The organism is Corallococcus sp. AB032C, assembly GCF_003668935.1.
Classification (GTDB): domain Bacteria; phylum Myxococcota; class Myxococcia; order Myxococcales; family Myxococcaceae; genus Corallococcus; species Corallococcus exiguus.
Genome location: NZ_RAWP01000109.1, coordinates 1 through 22,370 on the forward strand (window position 1 = coordinate 1; position 22,370 = coordinate 22,370).

The following is a 22,370-nucleotide window of genomic DNA, read 5'->3' on the forward strand; positions in this document are numbered from 1 at the left end:
CCTGCCACGAGCGCATCGTGGCGGCTCTGCCCGGATTGCAGTCACGTTGAACATGGCTTGAGGCCCCCCCGGGTCCGAATTTGGGACGGTCGTCCCGTTTCCGCCTTGCTCGGCGGGCCCCCACGCTCGAAAAATCTTGAGAAAAACGCAGGCCTGCCTGCGATGTGTGCGGCGCGAAGCGGAAATCCTGCGCGCATCCCGCCCCCATTGAGGGAGGGATGGCACCTCCCACGAAGCTAACCCCTGAACTTCAGGCCGAGATTTGCGGCCACCTGGAGCGCGGCCTCTTCCGTCGCGCCGTGGCGGGCCTCGTTGGCGTGAACGAACACACGCTTTCGCGCTGGTTTCATCGCGGTGCGGGAGAGGAACGGGGCCGCTTTCACGAGTTTTTCCTCGCAGTGAGCGCGGCTGAAGCGCGCTTCATGCAGTCCGCCACGGACATGCTGATGGCGGCTGCCGCGCACAACCCGAAGCATGTGCAGTGGCTTCTGTCGCGCCGTTTCCCGGAACTCTACGGGAGGCGGGACAACGTCTCGGAGGTGGCGCCCGAGGACAAGGCCGCCGACGAGCGCGCGCTACGCGAACTGCTGATGGACCGGCTGGGCCGCCTGCTTCCGGACGCTCCCGAGGCGATGGCCGGGGCCAGCGGCAGTGGGGGCGACGATGCGCCGTGAGCGCCTGCCCTACGCGGAGATGCTGGAGCAGCTCGCCCCGGACGAGTCCCCAGCAGCCTTCATGGTGCGCCAGGCCGGCACGCGCCAGGGCCTCGCGAGCCTCTTCGGACGGATGACCCATCCCGAGGTGGAAACGCTCGTCCACGACCTGGACTTCTGGGCGCGCCGCGAGCAGGTGCCGCCCGCGTCGTTCGCCACCTGCTTCATCATGGCGGGGCGGGGCTTCGGCAAGACATGGAGCGGGGCCCGGTGGGTCATCCAGAAGGCGCGGGAGGCGATGTCCATCGGTGCCCTCATCGGGCCCACGGCGGCCGACGTGCGCGACACGATGATCCGTGGCTCCAGCGGCATCCTGGCCCTGTCGCCGCCCTGGTTCATGCCCGTCTACGAGCCCAGCAAGCGCCGGGTGACGTGGCCCAATGGCGTCTACGCCATCTGCTACTCGGCGGATAAGCCTGACCGGCTGCGCGGCCCGAACTGCGGCTGGGCCTGGGGTGACGAGCCTGCCTCTTGGAAGCATGAGATGGCGGCCCTGGACCAACTCCCCATGGTGCTGCGCATCGGCACCGCCGCGCACCCGCCCCAGTTGCTGCTCACGGGAACGCCCCGCCCGCTGAGGAAGCTGGAGGAGCTTCTCTTCGCGGATGCAGAGGCGAAGACGCTGCGGCCGGGCGTGGTGCTGCGCACGGGCTCGTCGCTGGCCAACCGCGCCAACCTGGCGCCCAGTGCAGTGGCCACCATGCGCGCCCTCATGAACACCCGCTGGGGCCAGCAGGAGGTTTTGGGCCGGCTGCTCATGGACGTGCCCGGCGCCATCTTCGGCTCGGCGAAGTGGGGCCGGGTGGAGGCGGATGCCCACGAGTACGCGCGCGGTCTGGACCGGCGCATCGTGTCCGTGGACCCAGCGCCCACCAGTGAGACGGGCTCGGACGAGACGGGCATCATCGTCCAGGGCGTGAGAACCAGTCCGCTTGTCGGGACGGATGGCGCGCCACTCAAGCGCGTGTCGGTGCTCAAGGACGCGAGCCTCCGGGGCTCGCCGCGTGAGTGGGCTGCCGCTGCCATTCGCGAGTACCTGGCCTTCGGCTGCGATGCCCTGGTGGCGGAGGTGAACTCGGGCGGAGAGATGGTGGAGACGACCATCCAGACCGTGGCCTCGGAGATGGGCGTCCAGGTCAACGTGAAGCCGGTGCGCGCGCGGGAGGCGAAGTCGAAGCGCGCCGAGCCAGTTAGCGCCCTGGCGGAGACGGGGCGCATCGAGTTGGTGAGCACTTTCCCGAAGCTGGAGGCGCAGCTCGCCAAATTCAGTGGCATCAACGGCCGTCGCGATGACCGGGTGGATGCCCTGCTTTGGGGTGTCCACGAGCTTGTCTTTGCCGACTCCTTTTTCTGCCTGTGAGGGACGCGATGGGATTGTGGGATCGGATGAAGGCGGCGGTGTCACGTCCTCCGCGCCAGGGGACGGGACTGGAGCTGGCGCGCTGGCAGCAGGCGCCGCCGCGCCGTGGCACGTCGCAGCTCCTGGCCGCGTACCGCGAAATGCCATGGCTCCGGGCCGTCGTAGACGTGGTTGCGGATTCCGTGGCCGGGGTGAACTGGCGCGTATACCGCCGCGTCTCGAAGGACGGGCACCCGGTGAAGGACTATTCGCTGCGAAGCGCAACGCGCGAGGTCCGCGCAATGCGGCTGAAGGCGATGCTGGACGCAGGCGAAGTCCAGGAGGTGCCGGACCATCCCATTCTGCGGATGCTCGCGGATCCGAATGACTACCTGACCGGCCGCTCCGTGACGAAGCTGGTACAGGTGTACTTGGACCTGGTCGGCGAGGCCTTCCTGGTGCTGGAGCGCGTGGCGGGATTCCCCGTGGGCTTCTGGCCTGTTCCTCCCAATCTCGTAACCCGCCTGCCGGCGCTGGACGTGCCGCGCGAGCGGCGCACGTTCACGGTCGCCGTAGGCGGCGTGACTCGGGAGATTCCAGCGGGGGATGTGCTCCATCTGCGCAACCTTGACCCCGAGGACCCGCTTGGACGCGGCGTCGGGCCGGCCTTCGCGCTGGGGGACGAACTGGACACAGACGAGTTCGTGGCGCGGTTTCTCCGCGCGAGCTTCTGGAACAACATGCTGCCACCAGCCATCGCATCCATCGAGGGACTGACGGATGCGAACAGCGCAGGGGCGAAGGCCTTCAAGGAGTCGCTGGCCCGCGAGCATCAGGGGCCGGACAAGGCGGGCAAGCTACTCCTCACCAGTGGCCGTGTGACGTTCGCGCGCCTCGATACGAGCTTCCGCGACATGCAACTCGTGGAGTTGCGGAAGTTCCTCATGAGCTTCGTGCGGATGACGTACCGCGTGCCGCCCGAAATCGTAGGTGACATCTCCAGTTCGAACAAGGCGACGGCCTTCGCTGCGCGGGAGAACCTCGCCGAGCAGGCGACGTTCCCGCGCATGGAGCTTCTTCGCACTGAGTATCAGATGCGGCTGATGCCGATGTTCGGCGACCCCGAGGCCATCCTCGACTACGACAGCCCCGTGCCTGCGGACCGGGAGCACCAACTTCGCGTCATGAGCACCATGCCAGAGGCCTTTAGCTACACGGAGTGGCGAGAGTTGGCAGGCTTCAAGCCCGACCCTAAACGCCAGGGATACCCATTGCCAATGCCGGGCCAAGAACAGGGCCAAAGGGGAGCGGGCATGGAAGACTGAGGCCCGAAATCCATCTCCCCATCTGGTGTGAAATGGCTCGACTACTAGAATGGAAGATTATTGAAATCAAAAAACCGCGTGCCCTTTATTGTGAATGTGCGACTCATGCCCTGGGTTGATGAGTGATTTATCATTCCTCGACCCATCAGGGAGTAAATGAAGGCGTTCTTTAGGGCATCAATGGGTGAGTCTGTTAGGAGCTCAAGCTGGAGTAGGGTGTTTGTGAATTTCAGGAGACGTCGAGAAGCTAGTTGCTGTGTTATATATTCGACCGCTTCTGATTCCGAGAACTCGGTTGGATTGGGGCCTCTTGATTTTTTGAGCCAGCCGGAAAAACCATCAGAAAAGCTTGTTGTGCAAACCCATTCCGCGAGATTTTCGAACTCCTTGCTTTTGGTATGCTGGCGCAATGCGAACAGTAAGACTGATGCGAGAGCAAAAACGACAGCTGAATTTATTATTATGGGGTCGAAAGGAGAGTATTTTTGAATGACGGGGGCGATGGAGTCGATTTTTAGTATTACCCCTAGCGCTGCGGTCATCGTGAATGCTGTGGCTGATCTTAGTGTCGATCCTTTCTTGGGCTTGTAGGTTTCGATCAGATCTTTTATGTTTTCTTTTGTTTTTGTGTCTTCGGTGGATTTGTTTTTGTTGTGAAGCAGGATGTTTGCTTGTGTTTGTGTTTCTAGGTCTCTTTTTGTTTTGAAGAGTTGTTCGGATAGTTGTGATATTTTAATTTTGAGCGTAACGATTTCGTATTGCGGTTGAGATACTGCGAGTTGGCTGCTGGTGCGAGAGAGATGTTCTCTTTGTGCTAGACGCTCTAGCGTGCCTAGTAGTTCGCCGATGCTTTTGAACTGCTCTTCTGCTTCTTCTTTGAGTTTTGGATCCTGGAATAGATCGGGATGTTTTGAGTTGCGAAGCTCGGTGAGTCTTTCGCATAGATCCAGAATTGGGAGATTGTCTGAAATGCCTAGAAGTTCCTTGGCGGCGTCGATCGGGTCCTGATTGTTGCTGGATGGCATTGTCTAAATGAGGGCTCAGGCGATTGGGGCGGTTGCTCAGACGTAAGCGTGCTTCACGCCAGAAGAGCCTACCTGATTTGAATGGGCAGTTGGAGTGCACGAGGCTGAAAGACGGCGAGATCCGCCCCCATTGAAGAGGTGAATGCTCAAGCCTCTTCAGCGGTCCCGTCCCCTCGTCGCACAGAAGAACGCGCTACCGCCAGTTGACGGCCTGCCGAAGGTCTTTACCTTCCGAGCCAACGACGCTGACTTCGACCGGTACAGCGACCGTTTGTCCGTCCAGGGCTGGCGGCTCGATGCCTACGCTGCCAACCCTGTCGTCCTCTATATGCACGACGACGGTTCCGGTGGGCTGTTCGGCGCGGGCCGCACGGACATCCTGCCAATTGGCAAAGGCCGAGCCTACGTCCAGGGTGACGCCCTCCTGGTGGACATCGAGTTCGACCAGGACGACGACTTTGCCCGGCGCGTCGAGTCCAAAGTGGAGAAGGGCATCCTCAACGCGGTGAGCGTGCGTTACCGCATGCTGCGCTACCACGAGAATGAGCGCGGCGGTTACGACTGCGACGAGCAGGAGCTTCTCGAAATCTCCGTCGTCACGATTCCCGGCAACCAGCGCGCGGTGCGGGTGAAAAAGCATGCCGACGAGCGCGCCGCCCTCATTCGCGACATCGCGGACGCGGTGGTGAAGGCGCTAGGCCGCAATGGGCGCAAGAAGCGCAAGGCTGCCCCGCCCGCCGCGCCTCCTTCTCTTTCCGAGTCCGACACTCACGCCCTTGCCGCTCACACGGCGCGGGCGCTGTTGCAGCACCTCCAGGAGAAAGCATGACCCCCGAGCAGATGCAGGAGATGGCGAAGTCGTTGGGCCCGCTGGTGGCCGCGCAACTGGTGGAGCAGTCCAAGGGACACCGCGACAACTACGCGGCGCTGCTGGGCTCCAAGGCGGCCGACACCGCGCCCGAAGAGCCCCGCCGCGCGCCCGTTACCGGCAAGCACGTGACGGAGGGTACGGGCCTCAACCTCATCCGCTACGTGAAGGCGAAGGCCGTCGCGCGCATGGATGGGCGCAACGTGGTGGACGTGCTGAAGGGCTGGGGCGACGAGGTGGTGAGCAAGGCGCTCTCCCAGGGCAACTACTCGGGCTTGGGCTCGATGGTGCACCCTCAGTTCGCCTCCGAGTTCATCGAACTGCTGCGCAACAAGGCCGTGGTGCGGCAGGCCGGCGCCCGCGTCATCCCCATTGGCGCCTCGCTCACCTTCGACCGGCAGTCCAGTACGGGCACTGCCTTCTACGGCGGGGAGACGAGCACCATCCAGGAGTCGGAGCCGGGCACGGACACGGTGTCCCTGTCCGAGAAGAAGCTCACGGCGCTGACGGCGGTGCCCAACGACCTCATCCGCAACGCCTCCATCAACGCGGAGGAGTTCATCCGCAACGACCTGCTCAACGTCATGGCGCTGCGGGAGGATGCGGCATTCCTGCGGGGCAGCGGCACGCAGCTGGAGCCGCGCGGCATCCGCAACCAGGTGGACGCGGCCCACGTCTACGCGGAGACGGTGGCTACGGCGGGCGCGCCCACGCTGGGCGAGATGAAGAAGGAGCTGAACAAGGCGAAGAAGAAGCTGAAGAAGGCCAACGTGCCCATGGTGCAGCCGGTGTGGCTGATGTCCCCCAATGCGGAGACGGCCATCCTCGATGCTCCGGGGCCTGGCGGGGAGGGGACCAACGCCCTGGAGCGGGAGATGGTGGAGCGCGGCACGCTGCGCAACGTGCCCTTCTTCGTCACGAACCAGATTCCGGAGACGCTCGGCTCGGGAAAGAACTGCTCCGAGCTCTACCTCGTGGACATGGCCGAGGTGCTCATCGGCGAGTCCATGGCGCTGGAAATCGAAGTCTTCCCCAACGGGGCCTTTACGCGCGGCGGCCAAGTGGTGTCCGGCATCTCCACGGACCAGACGGTGCTTCGCGCCATCACCAAGCACGACCTGGCCATGCGCCACCGGCAATCCGGTGTCGTGGTGAAGGACCTGAGCTGGGGCAGCAACTGACCGGGCCACGCCCACGAAAGGGAGGACATCATGAGCGCACCGCACATCAGTCAGATTGGCGCCTTCGTTGCTGCTCGCTTGGGCACGCCGCCCGCCGCGACGCCCGCTGGAACCCGCCAGGGGACGGGCTACGACCGGCTCGTCCTGGGCGAGAGCTGCGTCCTTGTCGCGGCCACGGGCGCGGTGACGGGCGGCCCCACCGCGCAGGGCTACGAGGTGAAGCTCCAGCACTCCAGCGACAATGGAGCGGATGACGCCTGGACGGACTTCGTGCCGGCCGGGCCGGGTTCGGCCTCCGTGCAGCTGGCTGCGGCGAACGCCTTCGCGGAGAAGGACGTGGACCTCGGCGAGGCGAAGCAGTTCATCCGCGTGGCGGAGGCCACGACCTTGACGGGCGGGACGTCACCCAGCCTCCAGGCGTGCGCCTTCGTTGTCTTCGGCGGCGCCATGACACTGCCGGTGTGAGGCCATGGCGAGTCCTGCTGACCTGTGCCTTGCCGCCACTGTGGCGGAGGACCTGGGCGTGGCGGTGACGCCGCGCCTGGAGTCCCTCGTCACGGCGGCGAGCCGGGCCGTTGCTGGCTATTGCGGCCGGGTCTTCGAGTACGGCCAGGGCCTCGTCGAGTATCCGGCGGGTTACGGGCGCCCATTGCTGTTGCTGGAGCGCCCGCCCGTTGTCCTGGTGGTGGGCGTCTGGGAGAGCGGAGCCTTCGTGCCGACCGAGGAGTACGAGAGCCACGGGAAGCTGGCGGACGCCGGCATGCTGTACCGCAGGCGCGGCGTGTGGAGGGAGACGGCGCGCTCGGGGGGGCTGGTGGTGGAGACGGTGGACAGCTTTCAGGGCAGCGTGGATGGCATTCGCGTTGTCTACGACGGGGGCTTCGTGACGCCGGGACAGCGTGTTCTGGACGGCTCACGCGTGGTGACTCTGCCGGAGGAGGTGCAGGAGGCGACTGTCCTCACTGCGGTGCAACTGTACCGCTCCCGTGGCGTGGATGCCATGGTGGCCAGCGAGTCTATCGGCGACTGGTCCGTCAGCTACTTTGCCGCGAAGGCTGAGGGGAAGAGCCCCATTCCTGGTGCCGCGCAGGCCTTGCTCGCGCCCTACGTCATTCACCGGGTGAGCTGATGGCATCGCCCACTGACACCTTCCGACAGTCGATTACGTATGCGGTGCTGACGGGCCGGGATGCCTATGGCAAGCCGACGCTTGGGCCACAGGTGACGGCACGTGCGCGCGTGCAGCCGTCCCGACGCCTCATCCGCGACGTCAACGGCAATGAGCACCTCTCTGCGCACGTCGTCTACACGGACGCGCCCCTGACGTTGCAGCACCGTGTGTGGCTGCCGGGCGAGGACGTGGCGGACTTCAACCGCGCCCGGCGCCCGGTGGCGGTGGATGAGTTCGTGGACGGCGCGGGCGCGGTGCGTTTCCGGAAGGTGTGGTTTTGATGCGGGACATCGCTTCGGAACTGGCGGTGCTGCTGGAGGGCGCGGGCCTTGGGCTGGTTCGTCCTCCTGCGCCAAACGCCAACCTCTTCACTGCGCCCATGCCCGAGGCGGACAGCGACGTGCCGGACAGGGCGCTAGCCTTGGTGGTGACGGGCGGCACCGGGCCCCAGTCCTACGTGGGCGGGGGGCGCGCGGCGTACCTTGCTCCGGAATGCCAGGTGCGGATCCGCTCGGCGCGCGAGGACTTCGAGGGCGGACAGCAACTCGCCCAGGCCGTCTTCGCGACCCTCCACTTGTCGGATCTTCGCCCATACGCTCTGGCACGCGCGGAAGAGAGCGCACCAACTTACCTGGGCACGGACGGTGCGGACCGGCATCGCTGGGTGCTCAACCTCGTGGTCGGACTGTTGAGCGTGCCTGCTGGCATACTCAGCTGAGGATGCATTTCGTGCGCGCGGAGATGGTGAGCCAATGGAGCCGAGAGGAAGCTACCGCAACATGAGCCAATCAGCGCTTGATGAGTTGGTCGAGATGCTGGAGGAAAAGGCTGTCCCCAGGGCTCTTGCCGCGCTTGAGTCGAATGAAATCTTTTGGACGGACGAGTTCATTCGGCCGGCCTACGACGTCCTGCATGATCTGCTGGAGTCGCGTGGGATTTCTGTCCTCTGCCTCAATCCACTGCCAGCGGAGGGTGTGTTCGTCTACCTCACTGCGGCCACGTATCAGGTCGTTGGCAGGCATCTGGAGATGATGGCGGTCGCGTTGTACGGCCAGCCCGAAAGCTGAGCCTCTCGCGAACAGTGCCCCCATTGAAGTAGGGGATGCCTGTTCGAGTCAAAGTCGATGCGGTGAAGCTGGAGCGTCTGCGTCGCTCGCCTGTCGAGGTGCTGCGCGCGCTCGATGCGCCCTGCCGGGACATCGCCCGCCTCGCCCTGGACTACTCCCTCTTCCTCGTGCCGGTGAGAGAGGGCCACCTCCGGGACAGCGCCTTTCTGAGCGGCCCCCTCCACAACCTGAGCAGGCGCCTCTCCACGACATGGACGGCGGGCTACGCGCACCCCTCCGCAGGCCCCATTCACGAGGGCTGGCATTGGGGCTCGCAGCTCTTCAACCCGCCCCCGCACTTCCTCCGCAAGTCCTTTCGTCGCGCCCGTGGCAGCGCTCGCCGCCGCGTGGCCGCCGCCCTGAAGGACTTCCTCGCGCAGCGCTTACCCTCCCCGTGACTGGAGCCACCACCATGCCCGAACCCCGAGAGGCATTTTTCGACAAGCTCTACATTCGCGCCACGGACACTGCGCCCGTGGAGGCGGACGCGCTGGACGGTGTCCTGGAGGCGCCCGTCAATCGCGCCAAGGACACCGTGGACGCCAACTACTTCGGTGGCGACGGCTACAAGCGCACCAAGGGCACCTGGAAGTCCTTCTCCATCCCCCTGTCCGGCCACGTCTTCAAGGGCAGCGCACCCCAGCAGGTGCTGCGTGACGCCTTCGAGAGCGATGCCACCGTCTTCTTCACCATCGTGGAGGACGAGACTGCGCCCGTGGGGGCGCAGGGCTACCGCTACCCGGTGAAGGTGACGTCCTACGAGGAGGGCCGCAGCTCCACGGACGTCGTCACCTTCTCCGCCACCCTTGCCGGCCAGGGCGCGCCCGTCGCGGTGTAGCCGACTGTTTTCCCTCTCCACATCCGAGGCCTCACCATGACCGCACCCACCACGCTCCGAAAGCCCCTGGGCACCCGCCGCAAGCTGCACAAGCGCGTCGCTCTGGACGGCGCCGACTACGACATCTGCCAACCGCCACTGGGCGAGAAGCTGGAACTGCTCGCCGCAGCGAAGGCTGCCAAGGAACTGGGACCGGACCGCAAGCCCGTGGATGAGTTCGCAGGGATGGCGATGATCGCCCGCATCGCCGTCCTCTGCCTCTACCACCCGGACACCGCCATCCGCGTCTTCGAGGACATGGACGCGGACCAGGTGAGGCGTGAGCCCTGGCTGGAGGAGATTCAGGACGAACTGGCCCGGGCCTTCGCGGGCCCGACGCTGGAGGAGGCGAAGGGAAACTCCGTCACCACCCCGAGCTGAGGGCGCTGCACGCGGTGGTGAAGCTGACGGGCCAGTCGCCCGAGGAAGTGCGCGGCTGGGCGTGGGAGGACGTCGTCCACCTCCTGGCTCACTGCGCCCTGGAGGCCGAGGAGATGCGCGGTGCGCGCGCCCCTGGCCCCACCTCCCATGCCGGCCCGCTGATGACGACAACGGTTTTCAGGAAGCGTCCCAAGAGGTGAGGCATGGCCTGCCGAGGAATCGAAACCCATCGGACCGTCTATGGATTGGTTGACCCAAGAGACGGACAGCTTCGGTACGTTGGAAAGACTGAGCAGAACCCTGAGCGCCGCCGTCGTGCTCATGTCAGCGAAGCCCGAAGTTCCCCTCGGCATACCTATCGCCTTCATTGGATTCGGAGCGTCCTGGCGGCAGGCCTTCTTCCTGAGCTGGTGGTGATTGAAGAGGGATTCTCTTCGACGGCTGAACTCGATGAGGCTGAGTGCTTCTTCATCGCGTACTTCAAGTTTGTTGGATGCAGCCTCGTCAATGGAACTTCTGGCGGCGATGGTGTCCCTGGGGCGATCGCGTCTCTGGAGGCGCGCGCCAAGATGCGGCGTGCCGGCCTTCGGCCAGAAAACCTGATCAAGCTCCAGCAAATGGCGGCCCGGAATCGGGGCCGCAGTATTTCTGCCGCGCATCGTGAGCGGATTCGCTCATTCAATCAGGGCCGTCGATTTTCGGACGCGCATCGTGCTCGTCTCCGGGCTGCGCATCAGAAGCCCGAGCGGAAGGCGTTGCTACGCCGGACTCTCGGAGGGCCGAAGCCAACGCTTCGCAAAGCCGTAATGGATCAGCATGGGGTCGTCTACGAGAGCATCTCCGCCGCAGCGGCGGTGCTTGGTCTTCGCGCGGAGTTGATCAGTGCGGTTATCCACGGCCGCATTCGGCACACGGGCGGGTTCACGTTCACGCTCGTTCGCTCGGCTCCAGAGAACGGGGTGCCTTGATGTCCGGTGCCCTGAAAGTTGGAGGGCTTTATGTGTCGGTCTCCGCCTCCATTGGTGAAGCCCTCTCCAACCTGGGCAAGGTGGTGGATGCCGTCGAGAAGGCCGCCAAGCAGGTGAAGGAGAAGTCCAAGGGCCTTGGTGAGATTGGTGCGGCTGTGGCGGCCGGGATTGCCGGCGCAGTCGCGGCGGCGTCCAAGTCCAACATGGCCATGGAGCGCGAGACGGAGCGGATGACGGCGCTCCTCTACACGTTGGCGGCGGACGTCGGCGACGCCTTCCTTCCGGTGGTGCAGCACGTCGCGGACGGCGTCGAGCGCGTGGTTGCGAGCTTCCAGTCCCTCTCTCCAGAGATGAAGGCCGCCGCCTCGGATGTCCTGGTGTGGGTCGCCGGAGCGGGCCTTGCCGTTGGAGCGTTGGGGAAGGTGGCGAACGTTGTGGAAGGCGTGGCCACGGGCGCTGGCGGGCTGGTGAAGGTGCTGGGCCTGCTCAACAAGTCCGTCGCCCTGGCCTCGCTGGCGACCTCCATAGACAAGGTGACGGCCTCCATGGGAGGCATGGTGGCGAGCACGCCGTCCGTTACCGGCAGCCTGGGGCGCTTGGCCCTCTCCACCGGAAGCCTGCTAGTGCCGCTCGCGGCGGTGGCCGCCGCCGTGGCGGCGCTGGTGCTGCTGGCGGGCAGCGTCTACGCCGCCTGGGAGGACAGCAGCACAGGCCTCTCGGACTTCTTCCGGGACATCGGTGACCAGTTGGCGAAGTGGGCTGGCCGTATCGCGGATGGCTTCTCGCGTGCCTTCCTGGCGCTGGGCGACTTTGTGAAGGGGGCGGCCCTGTCCGTCCTGGACGGCGTCGCGGCGCTGGTGCGCGGCGTCTCCCGTCTCCTGGAGCCGATGGCGCGGCAGGCCGGCTTCCCGGAGCTGGCCGCCACCTTCCGGCAGGTGTCCACCGTCACGGGCCGGGAGCTGCTGGAGACGCTGGGACAGGGCGCCGAGGTGCTCTGGGACGGCGCGCGGCAGACAGCGGTGGCGGTGGGCGACGCCGTGGCCGACGCGGGGCGGGAGTTGGAGGAGAGCGTCGCCTACGGCCTGCGCACCAGCGTCTCGGGTGCGAAGCGGCTCGGCGCGGACCTCGCCCGTGCCCTCAACCTGGAGGGCGTCACATCGCAGATTCAGGCCCTCCTGGCGAAGCTGACGGGTGGGGGCGGGGCGCAGGGCAAGGCGCGCATCCGCAAGCCCACCGACAAGGCCGCCCTGGAGGCCGCCCAGAAGCAGGCGACGGCGGAGCAGGCCGCCATGGCGAAGCTCCAGGCCCAGGCCAACGAGGAGTCCCGGAAGGAGTACCTGGCCAGCATCCGCGCGGAGGAAGCCGCCGGCGCCGCCGCATTCCATGAGATGCGCCTGGAGGCGGAGAGCCTCGCTGCTGAAGCGGAAGCGGCCATGGAAGCCGCCAGGGAGTCGCTGGTGGACCGCTTCATTGGCGGGTTGGGACAGCTGGGCGACCTCATTAACGCGGGCATCCAGGGCATGGAGGCGGGCGGAGTCTACGGCGCCATCATCGCCGTGGTGGGCGAACTGCTCATGCAGTCCGAGGGCTTCAAGGGCGTCATCGAGTCCGTCAACACGCTCATCCAGAAGGTGGCCAACTCGCTGGGCACGCTGCTGGAGCCGCTCCAGCCCCTGCTCAACGCCGTGACGATGGTGGTGGATGGCTTCCTCTCCGCGCTGACGCCCGTCTTCGAGATGCTGGGGGAGGCGATTGAACCTCTGGTGCCGCCGCTGGTGATTCTGGGCGACATCCTGAAGGGCCTGGCGCCCCTCTTCGAGGTGTTGGGCCGCACCTTCCTGCTGATTCAGCAACCGCTGAGCATCCTGGGCGGGCCCGTCATGAAGGCCCTTTTCACGGCGCTGAAGTTCGTCGGCAGCGTTGTACTCACCATCGCGAAGGCCATCAGCGAAGTCTGGAACGCCGTCATCGGCGCGGTGCAGACCGTCATCCGCGCCATCTCCAGCCTCATCGACTGGACGGGCTTCGACGGGCTGAAGAAGTTCGCGCGCTCGCTCAACAAGCTGAAGGTGGACACCGACAGCATGGACGACTCCCTGCGCGTGCTGGAGGACACGACGTGGGACTCGGCGAAGGCGCGTGCAGAGGAGACCGCCCAGGTGGAGGAGCACACGGAAGCAGTGGCCCGCGCCACGGCGGCCCTCAGCAACGTGCCGGCCGCGTGGAAGGTGGCGCTGCGCCGCTTCGAGTCCGAGGACACGCAGGACGGCCCCACGGTGCCGTCCAAGCCGAAGCCCACGCCCGATGCGCCTGATTCCGGGGAGCCGGAGGAGGACGCCCCGTCCTCGCCCAGCGGACCGGTGCCTGCGTGGCTCCTCGGTATGCTCCCGCCCGTCGTTCAGCAGCTCCTCTTGGGGCAGGCAGCCGCGACGCCTGCGGTGCCGGGATGGCTCGGCAGCTACCTGCCTCCTGGCTTCAGCGGAGGAGGGCAGGTGCGCGCGCCGGAGACGGGCAATGTCTCCGCCCTGGCCGCGCCCGTCACCTACAACATCACCGGCTACGACATCGACGCCGCCATGGAAGCCACGCGACGGGACGAGTCGCTGCGCCAGCAGCGCGCGAGCATCCGAGTCGCTGGTAGCCGCGTGCGCCTCTCCGCCTTTTGAGGAATTCCATGCCGCCCGCCCTGGCCCTTTCTGGAATCCCCTTGCCCGTTTCAGCGGAGCGGGGCCTCACGTACACGCCGACGCTTCTGGGTGAGCACCGCCGCACCTTCTCCGGGTGGCTGCGTAGCAGTGTGCGGCGCGAAGTCTTCACCCTCGCGGGTAACACCGGCCCACTGACGCAGGAGGAGGCCCGCGCGTACCGGGGGCTTCTCAATGGCGAGGGCCAGGTGTGGAGCTTCGAGGATGGGCTGCGAAGCCACGCCTTCCTCTCGCCGAGCGCCATGGTGGGCAACGCGTGGGCGGTGGAGGCCATGGGCCGCTTCGGCGGGTGCATGCGCATGGAGGCGGGCGCTCGCGTCGCCTTCCCCACGGGCCTCGGGGCGAGGTGGACGGTGGCCTACTGGTGGAAGCGCCAGGGGACGAAGGACAAGTGGCGCCATCACGTCCACCGCGCGGGCGTGGGCCTCCACGTCAACGGCGCCGCAGTCCCAGTCCCCCACGTGGGCGGCTTCCTCGTCATGGACGACGCAGGCCAGTTGCCCCAGGGCGCGGTGACGCTCAGCAACGCGGCAGGCGGCGGCGAGTTGCTGGTTGACGAGTTGGTGGTGCTGCCGTGGCTGGCGCCCGCGTCGTGGGTGGCCCCCTGGTTCGCTGCTGGCGAGTCCTTCGGCGCGCCGTACCCGTACCACCGGGCCTTGGGTGCCGCCCTCTACGCGCCGATGCCCGTACTGGGCCGGGTGGGGACAGGACGCGCGGTGCAGTGGTGGGAGGGCGGCGTCCTCGTCCTCGGGCAGGAGTTCGACTTCGAGTTGCAGGAGCGCTGACGCATGCGGCCCCTCTCGTCCTTCCAGGCGGCCCTCCTGGGCAGCCCTTCTGGCTACTCCACCCACCCGCGCGTCTGGGTACGCGACGCGGCAGGGGAGTGGCGCGGCTTGCATGCCCTTCTGGGCTTTGACTGGGTGCTGGGCGTCCGCGTCAACGACAAGCTGGACGCGCCCGTGGCCGAAGCGGAGGTGTCCCTGTTGCGCAGCGGCGCAGCAGGGGCGCGCCTTTCCCTATCGCCCCTGGTGGCGCAGTCCCTCGCCAACACCTCCGACGCGGGCACGTTCGCGCCGCTGCTGGTGGAGGGCGCCTACTTCCGCGTGGAGCTGGGCCTGGCGCCGCTCGCCACCGCGCCGAAGGAGGAGGACTACTTCGAAGTCTTCCGGGGCCGCATCGATGAGGTGGACGCCGGGCCCGACGAGCTGCGCGTCGTGGGCCGCGACCTGGGCGGCTTGCTGCAGGACACCTTCATCGAGGTGGAGCGCGAATACGGTAACGACACGGTGGGCGTGGCCGTGCAGTCCATCATCCAGTCGTTGCTGGACGACAACGGCCTCGCTTCATTCGCGCTCTTCACGCCCGTGGACCCGATGTCCCAGCGCGGGCGGTACGTGCAGAAGGTGGAGCCGGTGCTGGACGCGGCGCGCACCCTGGCGCAGCGGATTGGCTGGGACTGCCGCATGCGCTGGCAGCCAGCTGCCGGTGCCTACGCGCTGACGCTCTCCGCGCCAAACCGGCTCCAGACGGAGGAGGACTGGAGCTATGGCCCGGACGAGTTCGGCAACCTCGATGGGGTGACCCGGCAACTGGCGGACATCCGCACGGACGTGGAGGTCATCTACAGCGACAAATACGACTTGGACGCCTCGGGCACGCCGAAGCGCAAGACAGTGACGGCCAGCAACCCCACGGCCCGCGCCCAGGTGGGCCGCCGCTGGATGCAGGTGGCGAACGACGACCTCGACAACATCGACATGGAGCCCGAAGCGCAGAGGCTCGCGGACGCGGCCATCGCGGACCTCTCCGTCTCGCCCCTGACTGTCTCCATGACGGTGGACCCTCACCCCGGACTGGAGCTGGCGGACCTGGTGCTCGTGCTGCCGGACGGCGTGCGCCTGGACACGGCGCAGCGGCTCGCGGTGCAAGAGCTGGAGCACCAGTGCGCCACGGACGGCACAGCGCGCATGAAGCTGGTGCTGCGCGGCCAGCCCTCCACGTCGCTGCGCGAGTGGCTGGAGCGCGACAGCCGGCCAGGTGTCGCCCCCAGCGCAACCTTCACGGGGCCAGCCGCGCCGCAGGAGGTGCGGGCGGTGCCAATCGTCAACGGGTGCGTGGTGACGTGGACACCGGCCACCACCGGCCCGGCCTGGGACGAGTACGAGGTGCATGCGTCGCGAACGCCGGGCTACCAGCCTTCCGAGGCCACCTTCCAGGGCCGGGCATCGGCGACGCGCTTCCCGTTGTCCGAGCTGCGCCCCGGCGCGACGTACTACTGCCGGGTGGTGGGCCGCGACGCCTCGGGCAACCTGGGCGCGCCATCCGCCGAGGTGTCCGTCACCACGGCCTACGTGACGCCCGCCACGTTGCAGCCCGCCGTGGCCTTCGGCGAGTCGCCACCCAACCCCGACTTCGAGGCGCACTCCTTCGAGGAGCTGCCGCCGGACGCCTGGACGATGGGCACTGGGCTCTGGGGTGCGCACGCCCAGGTGACGGCGGACGCGTACACGGGCGCGCGTGCCGTCCGGCTGGTGGCGAGCGGCACGCGGCTGGACTCGCAGGCGATGATTGCCCGGCCAGGGGACAGGTACAGCGTGGATGCCCTCGCGAGGGCAACGCAGCTGGGCGCCGGGCTGTCGGTCCAACTCGTCTGGTTCGACGGCGCCTTCAACGTATTGGGTACGGTGAGCACGACGAAGGTGCTTCCGACGAGTGGCTGGGAGCGCCTCACGGGCTTCCACAACGCGCCCGCAGGCACGCGCTACGTCCAGGTGCGCCTGCTGGCCCTCGTGACGCAGGGCGCGCCCTGGGTGTACGTCGATTCGGTGCGGCTGGAGCGCATCGGCGGCCTCGTTGAGCCGTGGGCGGCCATCCGCACCGGGCAGATTAGCGACCTGGAGAATGGCTGGGTGGCGTGGGATGCCGCCAACTGGCCCCTGGGCTTCTACAAGAACAGCGACAACGAGGTGTCCGCACGCGGCCTCATTCGCTCTGGGACGGTGGGCTACGTGAACGCGTACCGCTTCCCGGTGGGCTACCGGGCCAGCTCCAACCGCATCCTGTCATTGCCGACGAGCCACGGCTTCGCCATGGGGCAGCTCAACGTGGACGGGGGCCTCCAAGTTTTTAGCCTGCCCACGGGCGCGGCCTGGGTGAGCCTGGATGGGGTGCGCTTCCGCGCGGAAGGGTGACGCACGCCGCACGTCGAAACCCGCCCCCATTCAGTGGGGGATGATTCCGAACCCTGAACTCTTCTCCCGTCTCGACTTGAAGTCCCTCTATCCGCCCTTCCAGGCGGTGATGGGGGAAGTCATCGCCCGTTGCCGTGAACGCGGCGCGGACTACGTCGCCACGCGCGGCTATTCCACCTTCGCGGAACAGCGCGTGCTGCACCTGCGCTACCTGAAGGGGGAGGGCGGGCGCGCAGCGCCGGAGGGCCTCTCCGCGCACAACTACGGCCTGGCGAACGACTTCTGCCGCGACGCGGACGTGAACCGCCCGGGCCTTCAGCCGCGCTGGGACGGGCCTGCCTACGCCATTCTGGGCGAGGAGACGCGCCGAGCGGGCCTCGCCTGGGGAGGCTCCTTCGGGGACGCGCCGCACTGCCAGTGGCCCAGCCTCGTGAGTGGCAGCCAGTTGGCGCCGGTGCTCGGCCTCTTCCTCTCGGAGCCGGCAGGCAGCACGGACGCGCAGCGGCTCGCGGCTGTCTGGCGCTTCCTCGACACGGTTCGCTCGATGCCCGAGTGGCGCGCCATGCACCCGGCGCTTGCCGCCTCGCTGGCGCGACTCGGCTTCTGACTTCCCGTGCGGCGCTTCCGCCGCACCTCACCCACGAAAGGCATGCCCATGCTGCGACGTCTCGCCGTCCTCTCCCTTTGCCTCGTCTTCCCCTCCGTCGCCTTCGCGCAGGCGAGCGGCACGCCCGACCCGGGCAACGTGGAGTCCTTCGCGCGCCTCATCCTCGACGCGGTGACGGCCCGCAACTGGGCCCTCGTCGCGTCCCTGGCCGTCATCGCCCTCGTCTTCGTGCTGCGCCGCTTCGTGGGCGCGTGGTGGCCGCTGCTGCGCACGGCCCGGGCGGGCGCGGTGCTGGCGCTGCTGCTGTCCGTCGCGGGTGCGGTGTCCAACGCGCTGCTGGCGGGCGAGCCCTTCACCCTGGCGCTGCTGCTGAAGGCGCTCGGCATTGGCCTCGGAGCGGCGGGCGGCTTCTCGGTGGTGAAGACGCTCCTCGTCGGTGACTCGGTGGCGGACGCGGCGCGCGAGGCAGGGGAGGTGGCGGCCGGGGAGATTGCCGGCAAGGTGGCGGCGGTGGCCGCCCTGAATGCACTCCAGCCGGGCGACAAGCGGTGAGGGGCCTGGTGGTAGCGCTGGCCCTGCTGATAACGGGCAGAGCGCGTGCCGAAGGGGAAGTGCTGGACGTGGCGCGCGCCACCGTGACGCTTCAGGACGGGCGCACGGTGACCGTGTCCGAAGGCTGCTGGCTGTCCACGGAGCGCTGCATCCTCACGGCCCGCGAGCTGCGCCGCCTCCAGGCGGAGAACGAGGTGCTCCGCCAGCAACCGCGCCGCGTCCCTGTCCTGGCTGTCGTGCTGGCGGTGGTACTCGTCGCCGGGGCAGGCTTCGCCCTCGCCAAGGTGCGCTGAGTGCTCTTTTGGAGTCCGTGATTGTGGACTTTAAAAGTTAACTGCGCTCAGACTCCTCGGGCGGCGCCTCCGCGCCTTTCTCCCGCCTCCCGAGGAGCCATGCCCGACACGACAACCGACGACCTGGCGCGCACCGAAGCCTCCGCGCGCCACAGGCAGCTTCCGCCGACGCCTGAGAGGCCCCTGCACCTCTTCACCATCGACGGCATCCGGTACGAGGCCATCCGCGAACTGGTGTTGATGGAGACGGGCGAGGTGCTGATGCTGGCCCAGCGCTTCACGGAACGGGGCAACAAGCTGGCCGGCTATTGCTTTGTGCGGCGGCTGGCGAACCCCTCCACCTTCATGCAGCGCACGCGGCTGGGGGAGGAGATTCAGTTGGCCTTCCGTCTACGCCACCCGGCCATCGCCACCGTGTTTCACCGCAAGGTGCACAAGGGCGCGTTGCACGCCGTCATGGAGTACGTGGACGGCCCCTCGCTGGAGACGCTGGTGAGTGCGGGGGTGGCGCGCGGCCGGCCCGTTTCCGAGGCCTTCGCCCTCTATGTCGGCGCGGAGCTCGCGGAGGCGCTGCACCACGCGCACACGCTGACGGACGTGGACGGAAAGTCGCTGGGCGTCATTCACCGCGACGTCAACCCCCGGCACGTCTACGTGGGGACGCAGGGCGAGGTGAAGCTGACGAACTTCGGCGCGGCGTACTCGCTGGTGGTGGGGCGCGAGGAGTCGCCCGCGAGTCTCGTTCGGGGCGATGTGGCGTATGCCTCGCCGGAGTACCTGACGAGGCAGCCGCTTTCGCCTCGCTCTGACGTCTTCAGCCTGGGCGTGCTGCTGGTGGAACTCTTCACTGGCAAGCACCTCTTCGACGTGGAGGACGTGCCGCGCCCGCTCAAGGGGATGGTCCGCCTCCAGCCGGAAATCCTCCCTTCGCTGCCGCTCACTCAGATGCAGGTGCTGCTGGACAGCTTTGGGCCGGAGGACGTCGAGGAGGCCGTGGACTCACTCTCTCCGGACGTGAAGGCCATGCTGCATGTCGCGTTGCGCGCCAACCCCAAGGAGAGGTTCGCCACGGCGGCGGACATGCGCGACGCGATGCGCGTTGCCCTGGCTAGGCGGCACCCGGGCTACGGCCGGCAGGAAGCCGCAGCGGAATGGGCCCAGGTGCTGGCGGAGGGAAGTGCCCTTCGTGACGAGGTGGAGTTCGGCGAGGAGCGCTTCTTCCCAGAGGGGCTGGAGGCCCACGAGTTGGAGGGCTTGAAGCGAGAGTAAGGCTTCAGCGCGCCAGGGCCGAGGCGACGTGGAGGAGGGCCGCGAGGTCCTCCGCGTCCAGCTTGCGCGCGAGGTGGAGGAGGCGCCGCAGCTCCGGGGCGTCCTCTTCCTTGGGCTTGGGCTTCGTGGCCTTGCGCACGTCGCCCGTGGGCGTCAGGCCCATCAGCTTCTCGGGCGACACCCGCAGCTCCCGGCAGAGACGGTAGAGGGAGGGAACGCTGGGAAGCATCTTCCCGCGCTCCAGGCGGTTGTAGACGGGGTGCACCAGTCCAACGCGCTCCGCGACTTCGGCTTGAGTCAGGCCCAGGTGCTGGCGGGCAGCGCGGGCCTCCGTGCCGATGGTGATGCCGAGTTCCTCGTTCATGGCGGGCGAAGCGTATCCGAGGGCAAGCGCGGCCGGGCCGTTTACCGGGACTCGGGAAGCAGCAAGAGCAGCGCCCGCACCTGGGGCTCGTCCAGGGTGCGCACACGCAGGAGGAGTTGGTGCCGCGCAGGCAGGTCGTCGGAAGGTGGCGTGTGGCCCATCAGCTCGTCCGGGGTCACGCCCAGCGCGCCGCACAGGCGTTGGAGCGTGGAAACGCGGGGAAGCATGCGTCCTCGCTCCATGCGGCTGTAGACGGCATGCGCGAGGCCCACGCGCTGGGCCATCTCGGCTTGAGTGAGGCCCAGGCGGGTACGTGCGGCCCGCGCGGCGTCACCAATGGTGCTGGCGAGGGGCTGGGAATGGGCCGGCTGCGAGGAGGGGCGCGCCATGCCGGAATCGTAACTGACAGCCGACCAAGAGTGAATGCTGGAGGTTGGTCCGATATCAATGGACTCTCTGGGTCTTTTCTGAGGAGCACGACCAGAGGGAGGGATTCCCGGGCTTCTCACGCTTCTGGTAGGGTCCGCGCCCCGCTGGGAGGATGCCGTATGCGAGAGGCCTGGGAGCCCGAAGGACGGACGCGATGATGCGGGGGCCACCTCCTGCCGTGCTGTCTCCTGGGGCCCAGGTGCTGGGCTACACGGTGGAGCGCCAGCTGGGGCAGGGCGGCTTCGGCACTGTGTACCTCGCGCACTGCGAGGGCCAGCGCTTCGCGCTGAAGCTGCTGCACCTGCCGCGCGTAGGCGAGAGGGCGGAGCGCGAAGTTTCCATCCTCACCCGCCTGCATCACCCCAACGTGGTGCGGATTCTGGGCCATGGCTACTGGCCGGTGGCCCAGCCGCAATTCATCGTCATCGCTACGGAGTACGTGGAAGGGCGTCAGCTGGACGCCTGGGCCGACGCGGATAACCCCACGGCGCGGCAGGTGACGCGCGTGCTGCTGGGCGTGGCACGGGCGCTCGCAGCTGCCCACGCGGATGGGGTGGTGCACCGGGACGTGAAGGAGGCCAACGTCATGGTGCGAGCCTCGGACGGCCTGGCCAAGCTGGTGGACTTCGGCATTGGCGACTACACGGGCGCGCGCGAGCTGACAGCGGACATCCTCCCGCCCGGGACGGTGGACTACCGCTCCCCGGAGGCGTGGCGCTTCCTGCGTGCTCACCTTGAGGCACGGGACGCTCGTTACACAGCGGGGCCGGCGGACGACTTGTGGGCGCTGGGCCTCGTCTCCTACCGGCTGCTGACGGGGCGCTTCCCCTTCGATGGCGAGGACGGCGCCAGCTTGACGGAGGCGATTCTCTCCAGCGCGCCCACGCCGCCGCACGAGGAGAACGAGCGCGTGCCCCGGGCGCTGAGCGACGTGTGCCTGCGGTTGCTGGAGAAGACGCCCGATGCTCGCACTTCGAGTGCCCAGGCTCTCTGCGAGTCGCTGGAGCAGGCGCTACGCGGTGCGGACGCGACGTGGGACGTGCCGCTCTGCGACGCGTATGCCGAGGACTCCGCGACGACGGAAGGGGAGGACATCGACAGCTTCGAGCAGTGGCGGCACCAGCCCCGACACCGCCCTCGTCGAGGCAAACGCATTTCCCCGAAGCCGCCGCAAGCGATGGGCGCGGCTGCCGTGGCGAATGACGTGCAGCCTCCCGCGACGACCGTGCGTGTGACGCCTGAGAAGCGCGGGGTCTTCCGTGCCTGGGCGGCGCTCGCAGCGGTGCTCGTTCTGGCGGGGGCAGTGTGGGGATTTGGGACGTCACGCGTCGTTGGGCCAGTCCCCACCCGTCAGGAAGTAGCGCCCTCTGGCAAGTCACCTCAAGCTGATCGCGCCGCAGCTCCCACCGGGCCGGAGGCCACCGCTGCGGCCGTCGCTCTCCCCGCGACGCTCCAGGAGGTTTCAGCCACCGTGACGACGCAGCCGAAAGAGACGCAGCCCCTTCAGCTCCCCTCGAAGCCCACGAAGAAGGGCATGAGCGTCATGGTCCGTGCTGTCGGCGCGGCGGTGGCATGCACGGCACTCGCGTGCCCAGGTCCGCAGATGCGCCCGGCGCCTCCGCCTGAGCCTTGCCCGGTTGGAGCTGTCAAGGCGATGTCGAAGTTGGGGATAGGCATCGGGAGAAAACAGACCGTTGTCTTCGCCGACGGCCTGCCGAGGGTCATCTCGGTGAGGGAGGGCCCGACGCAATTGGTCCTGGCTGGCCATTGGGGGGACATGCCAAGCAACACGGTGCTGTCTGGTCGGCTCATCGTGGGTGAGCGTGTGTATGGGCGCCTCACTTGGGCGACGCCTCCGAAGGGCGACAGCTTTCCCGTGTGCTTGGAGGTCCTCGCGGAGGAGGGGGACCGAGGCATGGCCCGCGAGCCTGGAGACGACTCGCCCTCCAGCGCTCGGATCTTCACTACAGGTCAAGTAAGGGCGGTACGCGAGTTCGAGTAGCCGA

General features: G+C 67.4%; 25 protein-coding genes. 22 read left to right on the plus strand and 3 right to left on the minus strand.

Annotated elements, in window-relative coordinates:
* Nucleotides 1–218 precede the first annotated feature (218 nt).
* The 3 genes from D7X99_RS34050 to D7X99_RS34060 are packed head-to-tail and all read left to right on the plus strand — an operon-like array spanning nt 219 to nt 3,377.
* Nucleotides 219–674 carry a hypothetical protein gene (locus tag D7X99_RS34050; protein WP_121781401.1) on the plus strand — a complete coding sequence of 152 codons (456 nt, stop codon included), beginning with the start codon at nt 219–221 and terminating at the stop codon, nt 672–674.
* Complete coding sequence (locus D7X99_RS34055) at nt 664–2,073, plus strand: terminase family protein (RefSeq protein ID WP_121781402.1); 1,410 nt, start codon at nt 664–666, stop codon at nt 2,071–2,073. Before D7X99_RS34050 ends, D7X99_RS34055 begins: the two co-directional genes overlap by 11 nt.
* Nucleotides 2,074–2,099: 26 nt before the next feature.
* Complete coding sequence (locus tag D7X99_RS34060) at nt 2,100–3,377, plus strand: phage portal protein (RefSeq protein ID WP_233613930.1); 1,278 nt, start codon at nt 2,100–2,102, stop codon at nt 3,375–3,377.
* Between the two features lie 44 nt (nt 3,378–3,421).
* Here D7X99_RS34060 and D7X99_RS42515 read toward each other — a convergent pair whose 3' ends face one another.
* On the minus strand, nt 3,422–4,402 hold the full coding sequence (locus D7X99_RS42515; RefSeq protein ID WP_147476343.1) for a hypothetical protein: 981 nt from the start codon (nt 4,400–4,402) through the stop codon (nt 3,422–3,424).
* 142 nt (nt 4,403–4,544) lie between these two features.
* Between D7X99_RS42515 and D7X99_RS34065 the strand changes: the two genes are divergently transcribed.
* From D7X99_RS34065 to D7X99_RS34150, 18 genes are all read left to right on the plus strand, one after another.
* Nucleotides 4,545–5,231 carry an HK97 family phage prohead protease gene (locus tag D7X99_RS34065; RefSeq protein ID WP_121781403.1) on the plus strand — a complete coding sequence of 229 codons (687 nt, stop codon included), beginning with the start codon at nt 4,545–4,547 and terminating at the stop codon, nt 5,229–5,231.
* Nucleotides 5,228–6,451, plus strand: a complete 1,224-nt coding sequence (locus D7X99_RS34070) for a phage major capsid protein (protein WP_121781404.1) — start codon at nt 5,228–5,230, stop codon at nt 6,449–6,451. The genes D7X99_RS34065 and D7X99_RS34070 overlap by 4 nt, the downstream gene beginning before the upstream one ends.
* A gap of 30 nt (nt 6,452–6,481) precedes the next feature.
* Nucleotides 6,482–6,916: a hypothetical protein gene (locus D7X99_RS34075; RefSeq protein WP_121781405.1), complete on the plus strand. Its 435-nt coding sequence runs from the start codon at nt 6,482–6,484 to the stop codon at nt 6,914–6,916.
* Nucleotides 6,917–6,920: 4 nt separating this feature from the next.
* Nucleotides 6,921–7,580 (plus strand): hypothetical protein, encoded by a 660-nt coding sequence (locus D7X99_RS34080; protein WP_121781406.1) that lies wholly within the window; start codon nt 6,921–6,923, stop codon nt 7,578–7,580.
* On the plus strand, nt 7,580–7,903 hold the full coding sequence (locus D7X99_RS34085) for a hypothetical protein (RefSeq protein ID WP_121781407.1): 324 nt from the start codon (nt 7,580–7,582) through the stop codon (nt 7,901–7,903). The genes D7X99_RS34080 and D7X99_RS34085 overlap by 1 nt, the downstream gene beginning before the upstream one ends.
* Entirely contained in the window at nt 7,903–8,340 is a 438-nt protein-coding gene (locus D7X99_RS34090; protein ID WP_233613932.1) for a minor capsid protein, read from the plus strand. The genes D7X99_RS34085 and D7X99_RS34090 overlap by 1 nt, the downstream gene beginning before the upstream one ends.
* A 61-nt stretch (nt 8,341–8,401) precedes the next feature.
* Nucleotides 8,402–8,689 carry a hypothetical protein gene (locus D7X99_RS34095; protein WP_121781409.1) on the plus strand — a complete coding sequence of 96 codons (288 nt, stop codon included), beginning with the start codon at nt 8,402–8,404 and terminating at the stop codon, nt 8,687–8,689.
* 35 nt (nt 8,690–8,724) lie between these two features.
* The gene (locus tag D7X99_RS34100; RefSeq protein ID WP_121781410.1) at nt 8,725–9,126 is read left to right on the plus strand and encodes a hypothetical protein; all 402 of its coding nucleotides are present in this window, start codon (nt 8,725–8,727) and stop codon (nt 9,124–9,126) included.
* Between the two features lie 14 nt (nt 9,127–9,140).
* The gene (locus D7X99_RS34105; protein ID WP_121781411.1) at nt 9,141–9,566 is read left to right on the plus strand and encodes a phage tail tube protein; all 426 of its coding nucleotides are present in this window, start codon (nt 9,141–9,143) and stop codon (nt 9,564–9,566) included.
* 36 nt (nt 9,567–9,602) lie between these two features.
* Nucleotides 9,603–9,986, plus strand: a complete 384-nt coding sequence (locus D7X99_RS34110; protein WP_121781412.1) for a phage tail protein — start codon at nt 9,603–9,605, stop codon at nt 9,984–9,986.
* A gap of 413 nt (nt 9,987–10,399) precedes the next feature.
* Complete coding sequence (locus D7X99_RS42520) at nt 10,400–10,954, plus strand: hypothetical protein (protein ID WP_147476344.1); 555 nt, start codon at nt 10,400–10,402, stop codon at nt 10,952–10,954.
* Nucleotides 10,955–10,986: 32 nt separating this feature from the next.
* The gene (locus D7X99_RS34120; RefSeq protein ID WP_121781414.1) at nt 10,987–13,620 is read left to right on the plus strand and encodes a hypothetical protein; all 2,634 of its coding nucleotides are present in this window, start codon (nt 10,987–10,989) and stop codon (nt 13,618–13,620) included.
* Nucleotides 13,621–13,661: 41 nt separating this feature from the next.
* Entirely contained in the window at nt 13,662–14,444 is a 783-nt protein-coding gene (locus tag D7X99_RS34125) for a hypothetical protein (protein WP_233613934.1), read from the plus strand.
* A gap of 3 nt (nt 14,445–14,447) precedes the next feature.
* A complete protein-coding gene (locus D7X99_RS34130; RefSeq protein WP_121781416.1) occupies nt 14,448–16,850 on the plus strand; it encodes a fibronectin type III domain-containing protein in 2,403 nt (800 codons plus the stop codon).
* 40 nt (nt 16,851–16,890) lie between these two features.
* On the plus strand, nt 16,891–17,457 hold the full coding sequence (locus tag D7X99_RS34135; RefSeq protein ID WP_121781417.1) for a M15 family metallopeptidase: 567 nt from the start codon (nt 16,891–16,893) through the stop codon (nt 17,455–17,457).
* A 48-nt stretch (nt 17,458–17,505) separates the two neighbouring features.
* Nucleotides 17,506–18,009 carry a hypothetical protein gene (locus tag D7X99_RS34140; RefSeq protein WP_233613936.1) on the plus strand — a complete coding sequence of 168 codons (504 nt, stop codon included), beginning with the start codon at nt 17,506–17,508 and terminating at the stop codon, nt 18,007–18,009.
* Between the two features lie 8 nt (nt 18,010–18,017).
* A complete protein-coding gene (locus D7X99_RS34145) occupies nt 18,018–18,302 on the plus strand; it encodes a hypothetical protein (RefSeq protein ID WP_233613937.1) in 285 nt (94 codons plus the stop codon).
* A gap of 99 nt (nt 18,303–18,401) precedes the next feature.
* Nucleotides 18,402–19,571 (plus strand): serine/threonine-protein kinase, encoded by a 1,170-nt coding sequence (locus D7X99_RS34150; protein ID WP_121781418.1) that lies wholly within the window; start codon nt 18,402–18,404, stop codon nt 19,569–19,571.
* A 4-nt stretch (nt 19,572–19,575) separates the two neighbouring features.
* Here the strand turns inward: D7X99_RS34150 and D7X99_RS34155 are convergent, their stop codons facing one another.
* Together D7X99_RS34155 and D7X99_RS34160 are read right to left on the minus strand one after the other, a co-directional pair.
* On the minus strand, nt 19,576–19,935 hold the full coding sequence (locus D7X99_RS34155; RefSeq protein ID WP_121778336.1) for a helix-turn-helix transcriptional regulator: 360 nt from the start codon (nt 19,933–19,935) through the stop codon (nt 19,576–19,578).
* 41 nt (nt 19,936–19,976) lie between these two features.
* A complete protein-coding gene (locus D7X99_RS34160; RefSeq protein WP_121781419.1) occupies nt 19,977–20,324 on the minus strand; it encodes a helix-turn-helix domain-containing protein in 348 nt (115 codons plus the stop codon).
* A 194-nt stretch (nt 20,325–20,518) separates the two neighbouring features.
* Between D7X99_RS34160 and D7X99_RS34165 the strand changes: the two genes are divergently transcribed.
* Nucleotides 20,519–22,366, plus strand: a complete 1,848-nt coding sequence (locus D7X99_RS34165; protein WP_306465340.1) for a serine/threonine-protein kinase — start codon at nt 20,519–20,521, stop codon at nt 22,364–22,366.
* Nucleotides 22,367–22,370 lie beyond the last annotated feature (4 nt).

Bases quoted from the DNA above. Each gene is read 5' to 3' on its own strand.
- D7X99_RS34050 (WP_121781401.1), top strand. From the start codon at position 219: ATGGCACCTCCCACGAAGCTAACCCCTGAACTTCAGGCCGAGATTTGC.
- D7X99_RS34055 (WP_121781402.1), top strand. From the start codon at position 664: ATGCGCCGTGAGCGCCTGCCCTACGCGGAGATGCTGGAGCAGCTCGCC.
- D7X99_RS34060 (WP_233613930.1), top strand. From the start codon at position 2,100: ATGAAGGCGGCGGTGTCACGTCCTCCGCGCCAGGGGACGGGACTGGAG.
- D7X99_RS42515 (WP_147476343.1), bottom strand. From the start codon at position 4,402: ATGCCATCCAGCAACAATCAGGACCCGATCGACGCCGCCAAGGAACTT.
- D7X99_RS34065 (WP_121781403.1), top strand. From the start codon at position 4,545: ATGCTCAAGCCTCTTCAGCGGTCCCGTCCCCTCGTCGCACAGAAGAAC.
- D7X99_RS34070 (WP_121781404.1), top strand. From the start codon at position 5,228: ATGACCCCCGAGCAGATGCAGGAGATGGCGAAGTCGTTGGGCCCGCTG.
- D7X99_RS34075 (WP_121781405.1), top strand. From the start codon at position 6,482: ATGAGCGCACCGCACATCAGTCAGATTGGCGCCTTCGTTGCTGCTCGC.
- D7X99_RS34080 (WP_121781406.1), top strand. From the start codon at position 6,921: ATGGCGAGTCCTGCTGACCTGTGCCTTGCCGCCACTGTGGCGGAGGAC.
- D7X99_RS34085 (WP_121781407.1), top strand. From the start codon at position 7,580: ATGGCATCGCCCACTGACACCTTCCGACAGTCGATTACGTATGCGGTG.
- D7X99_RS34090 (WP_233613932.1), top strand. From the start codon at position 7,903: ATGCGGGACATCGCTTCGGAACTGGCGGTGCTGCTGGAGGGCGCGGGC.
- D7X99_RS34095 (WP_121781409.1), top strand. From the start codon at position 8,402: ATGAGCCAATCAGCGCTTGATGAGTTGGTCGAGATGCTGGAGGAAAAG.
- D7X99_RS34100 (WP_121781410.1), top strand. From the start codon at position 8,725: ATGCCTGTTCGAGTCAAAGTCGATGCGGTGAAGCTGGAGCGTCTGCGT.
- D7X99_RS34105 (WP_121781411.1), top strand. From the start codon at position 9,141: ATGCCCGAACCCCGAGAGGCATTTTTCGACAAGCTCTACATTCGCGCC.
- D7X99_RS34110 (WP_121781412.1), top strand. From the start codon at position 9,603: ATGACCGCACCCACCACGCTCCGAAAGCCCCTGGGCACCCGCCGCAAG.
- D7X99_RS34130 (WP_121781416.1), top strand. From the start codon at position 14,448: ATGCGGCCCCTCTCGTCCTTCCAGGCGGCCCTCCTGGGCAGCCCTTCT.
- D7X99_RS34135 (WP_121781417.1), top strand. From the start codon at position 16,891: ATGATTCCGAACCCTGAACTCTTCTCCCGTCTCGACTTGAAGTCCCTC.
- D7X99_RS34140 (WP_233613936.1), top strand. From the start codon at position 17,506: ATGCTGCGACGTCTCGCCGTCCTCTCCCTTTGCCTCGTCTTCCCCTCC.
- D7X99_RS34150 (WP_121781418.1), top strand. From the start codon at position 18,402: ATGCCCGACACGACAACCGACGACCTGGCGCGCACCGAAGCCTCCGCG.
- D7X99_RS34155 (WP_121778336.1), bottom strand. From the start codon at position 19,935: ATGAACGAGGAACTCGGCATCACCATCGGCACGGAGGCCCGCGCTGCC.
- D7X99_RS34160 (WP_121781419.1), bottom strand. From the start codon at position 20,324: ATGGCGCGCCCCTCCTCGCAGCCGGCCCATTCCCAGCCCCTCGCCAGC.
- D7X99_RS34165 (WP_306465340.1), top strand. From the start codon at position 20,519: ATGATGCGGGGGCCACCTCCTGCCGTGCTGTCTCCTGGGGCCCAGGTG.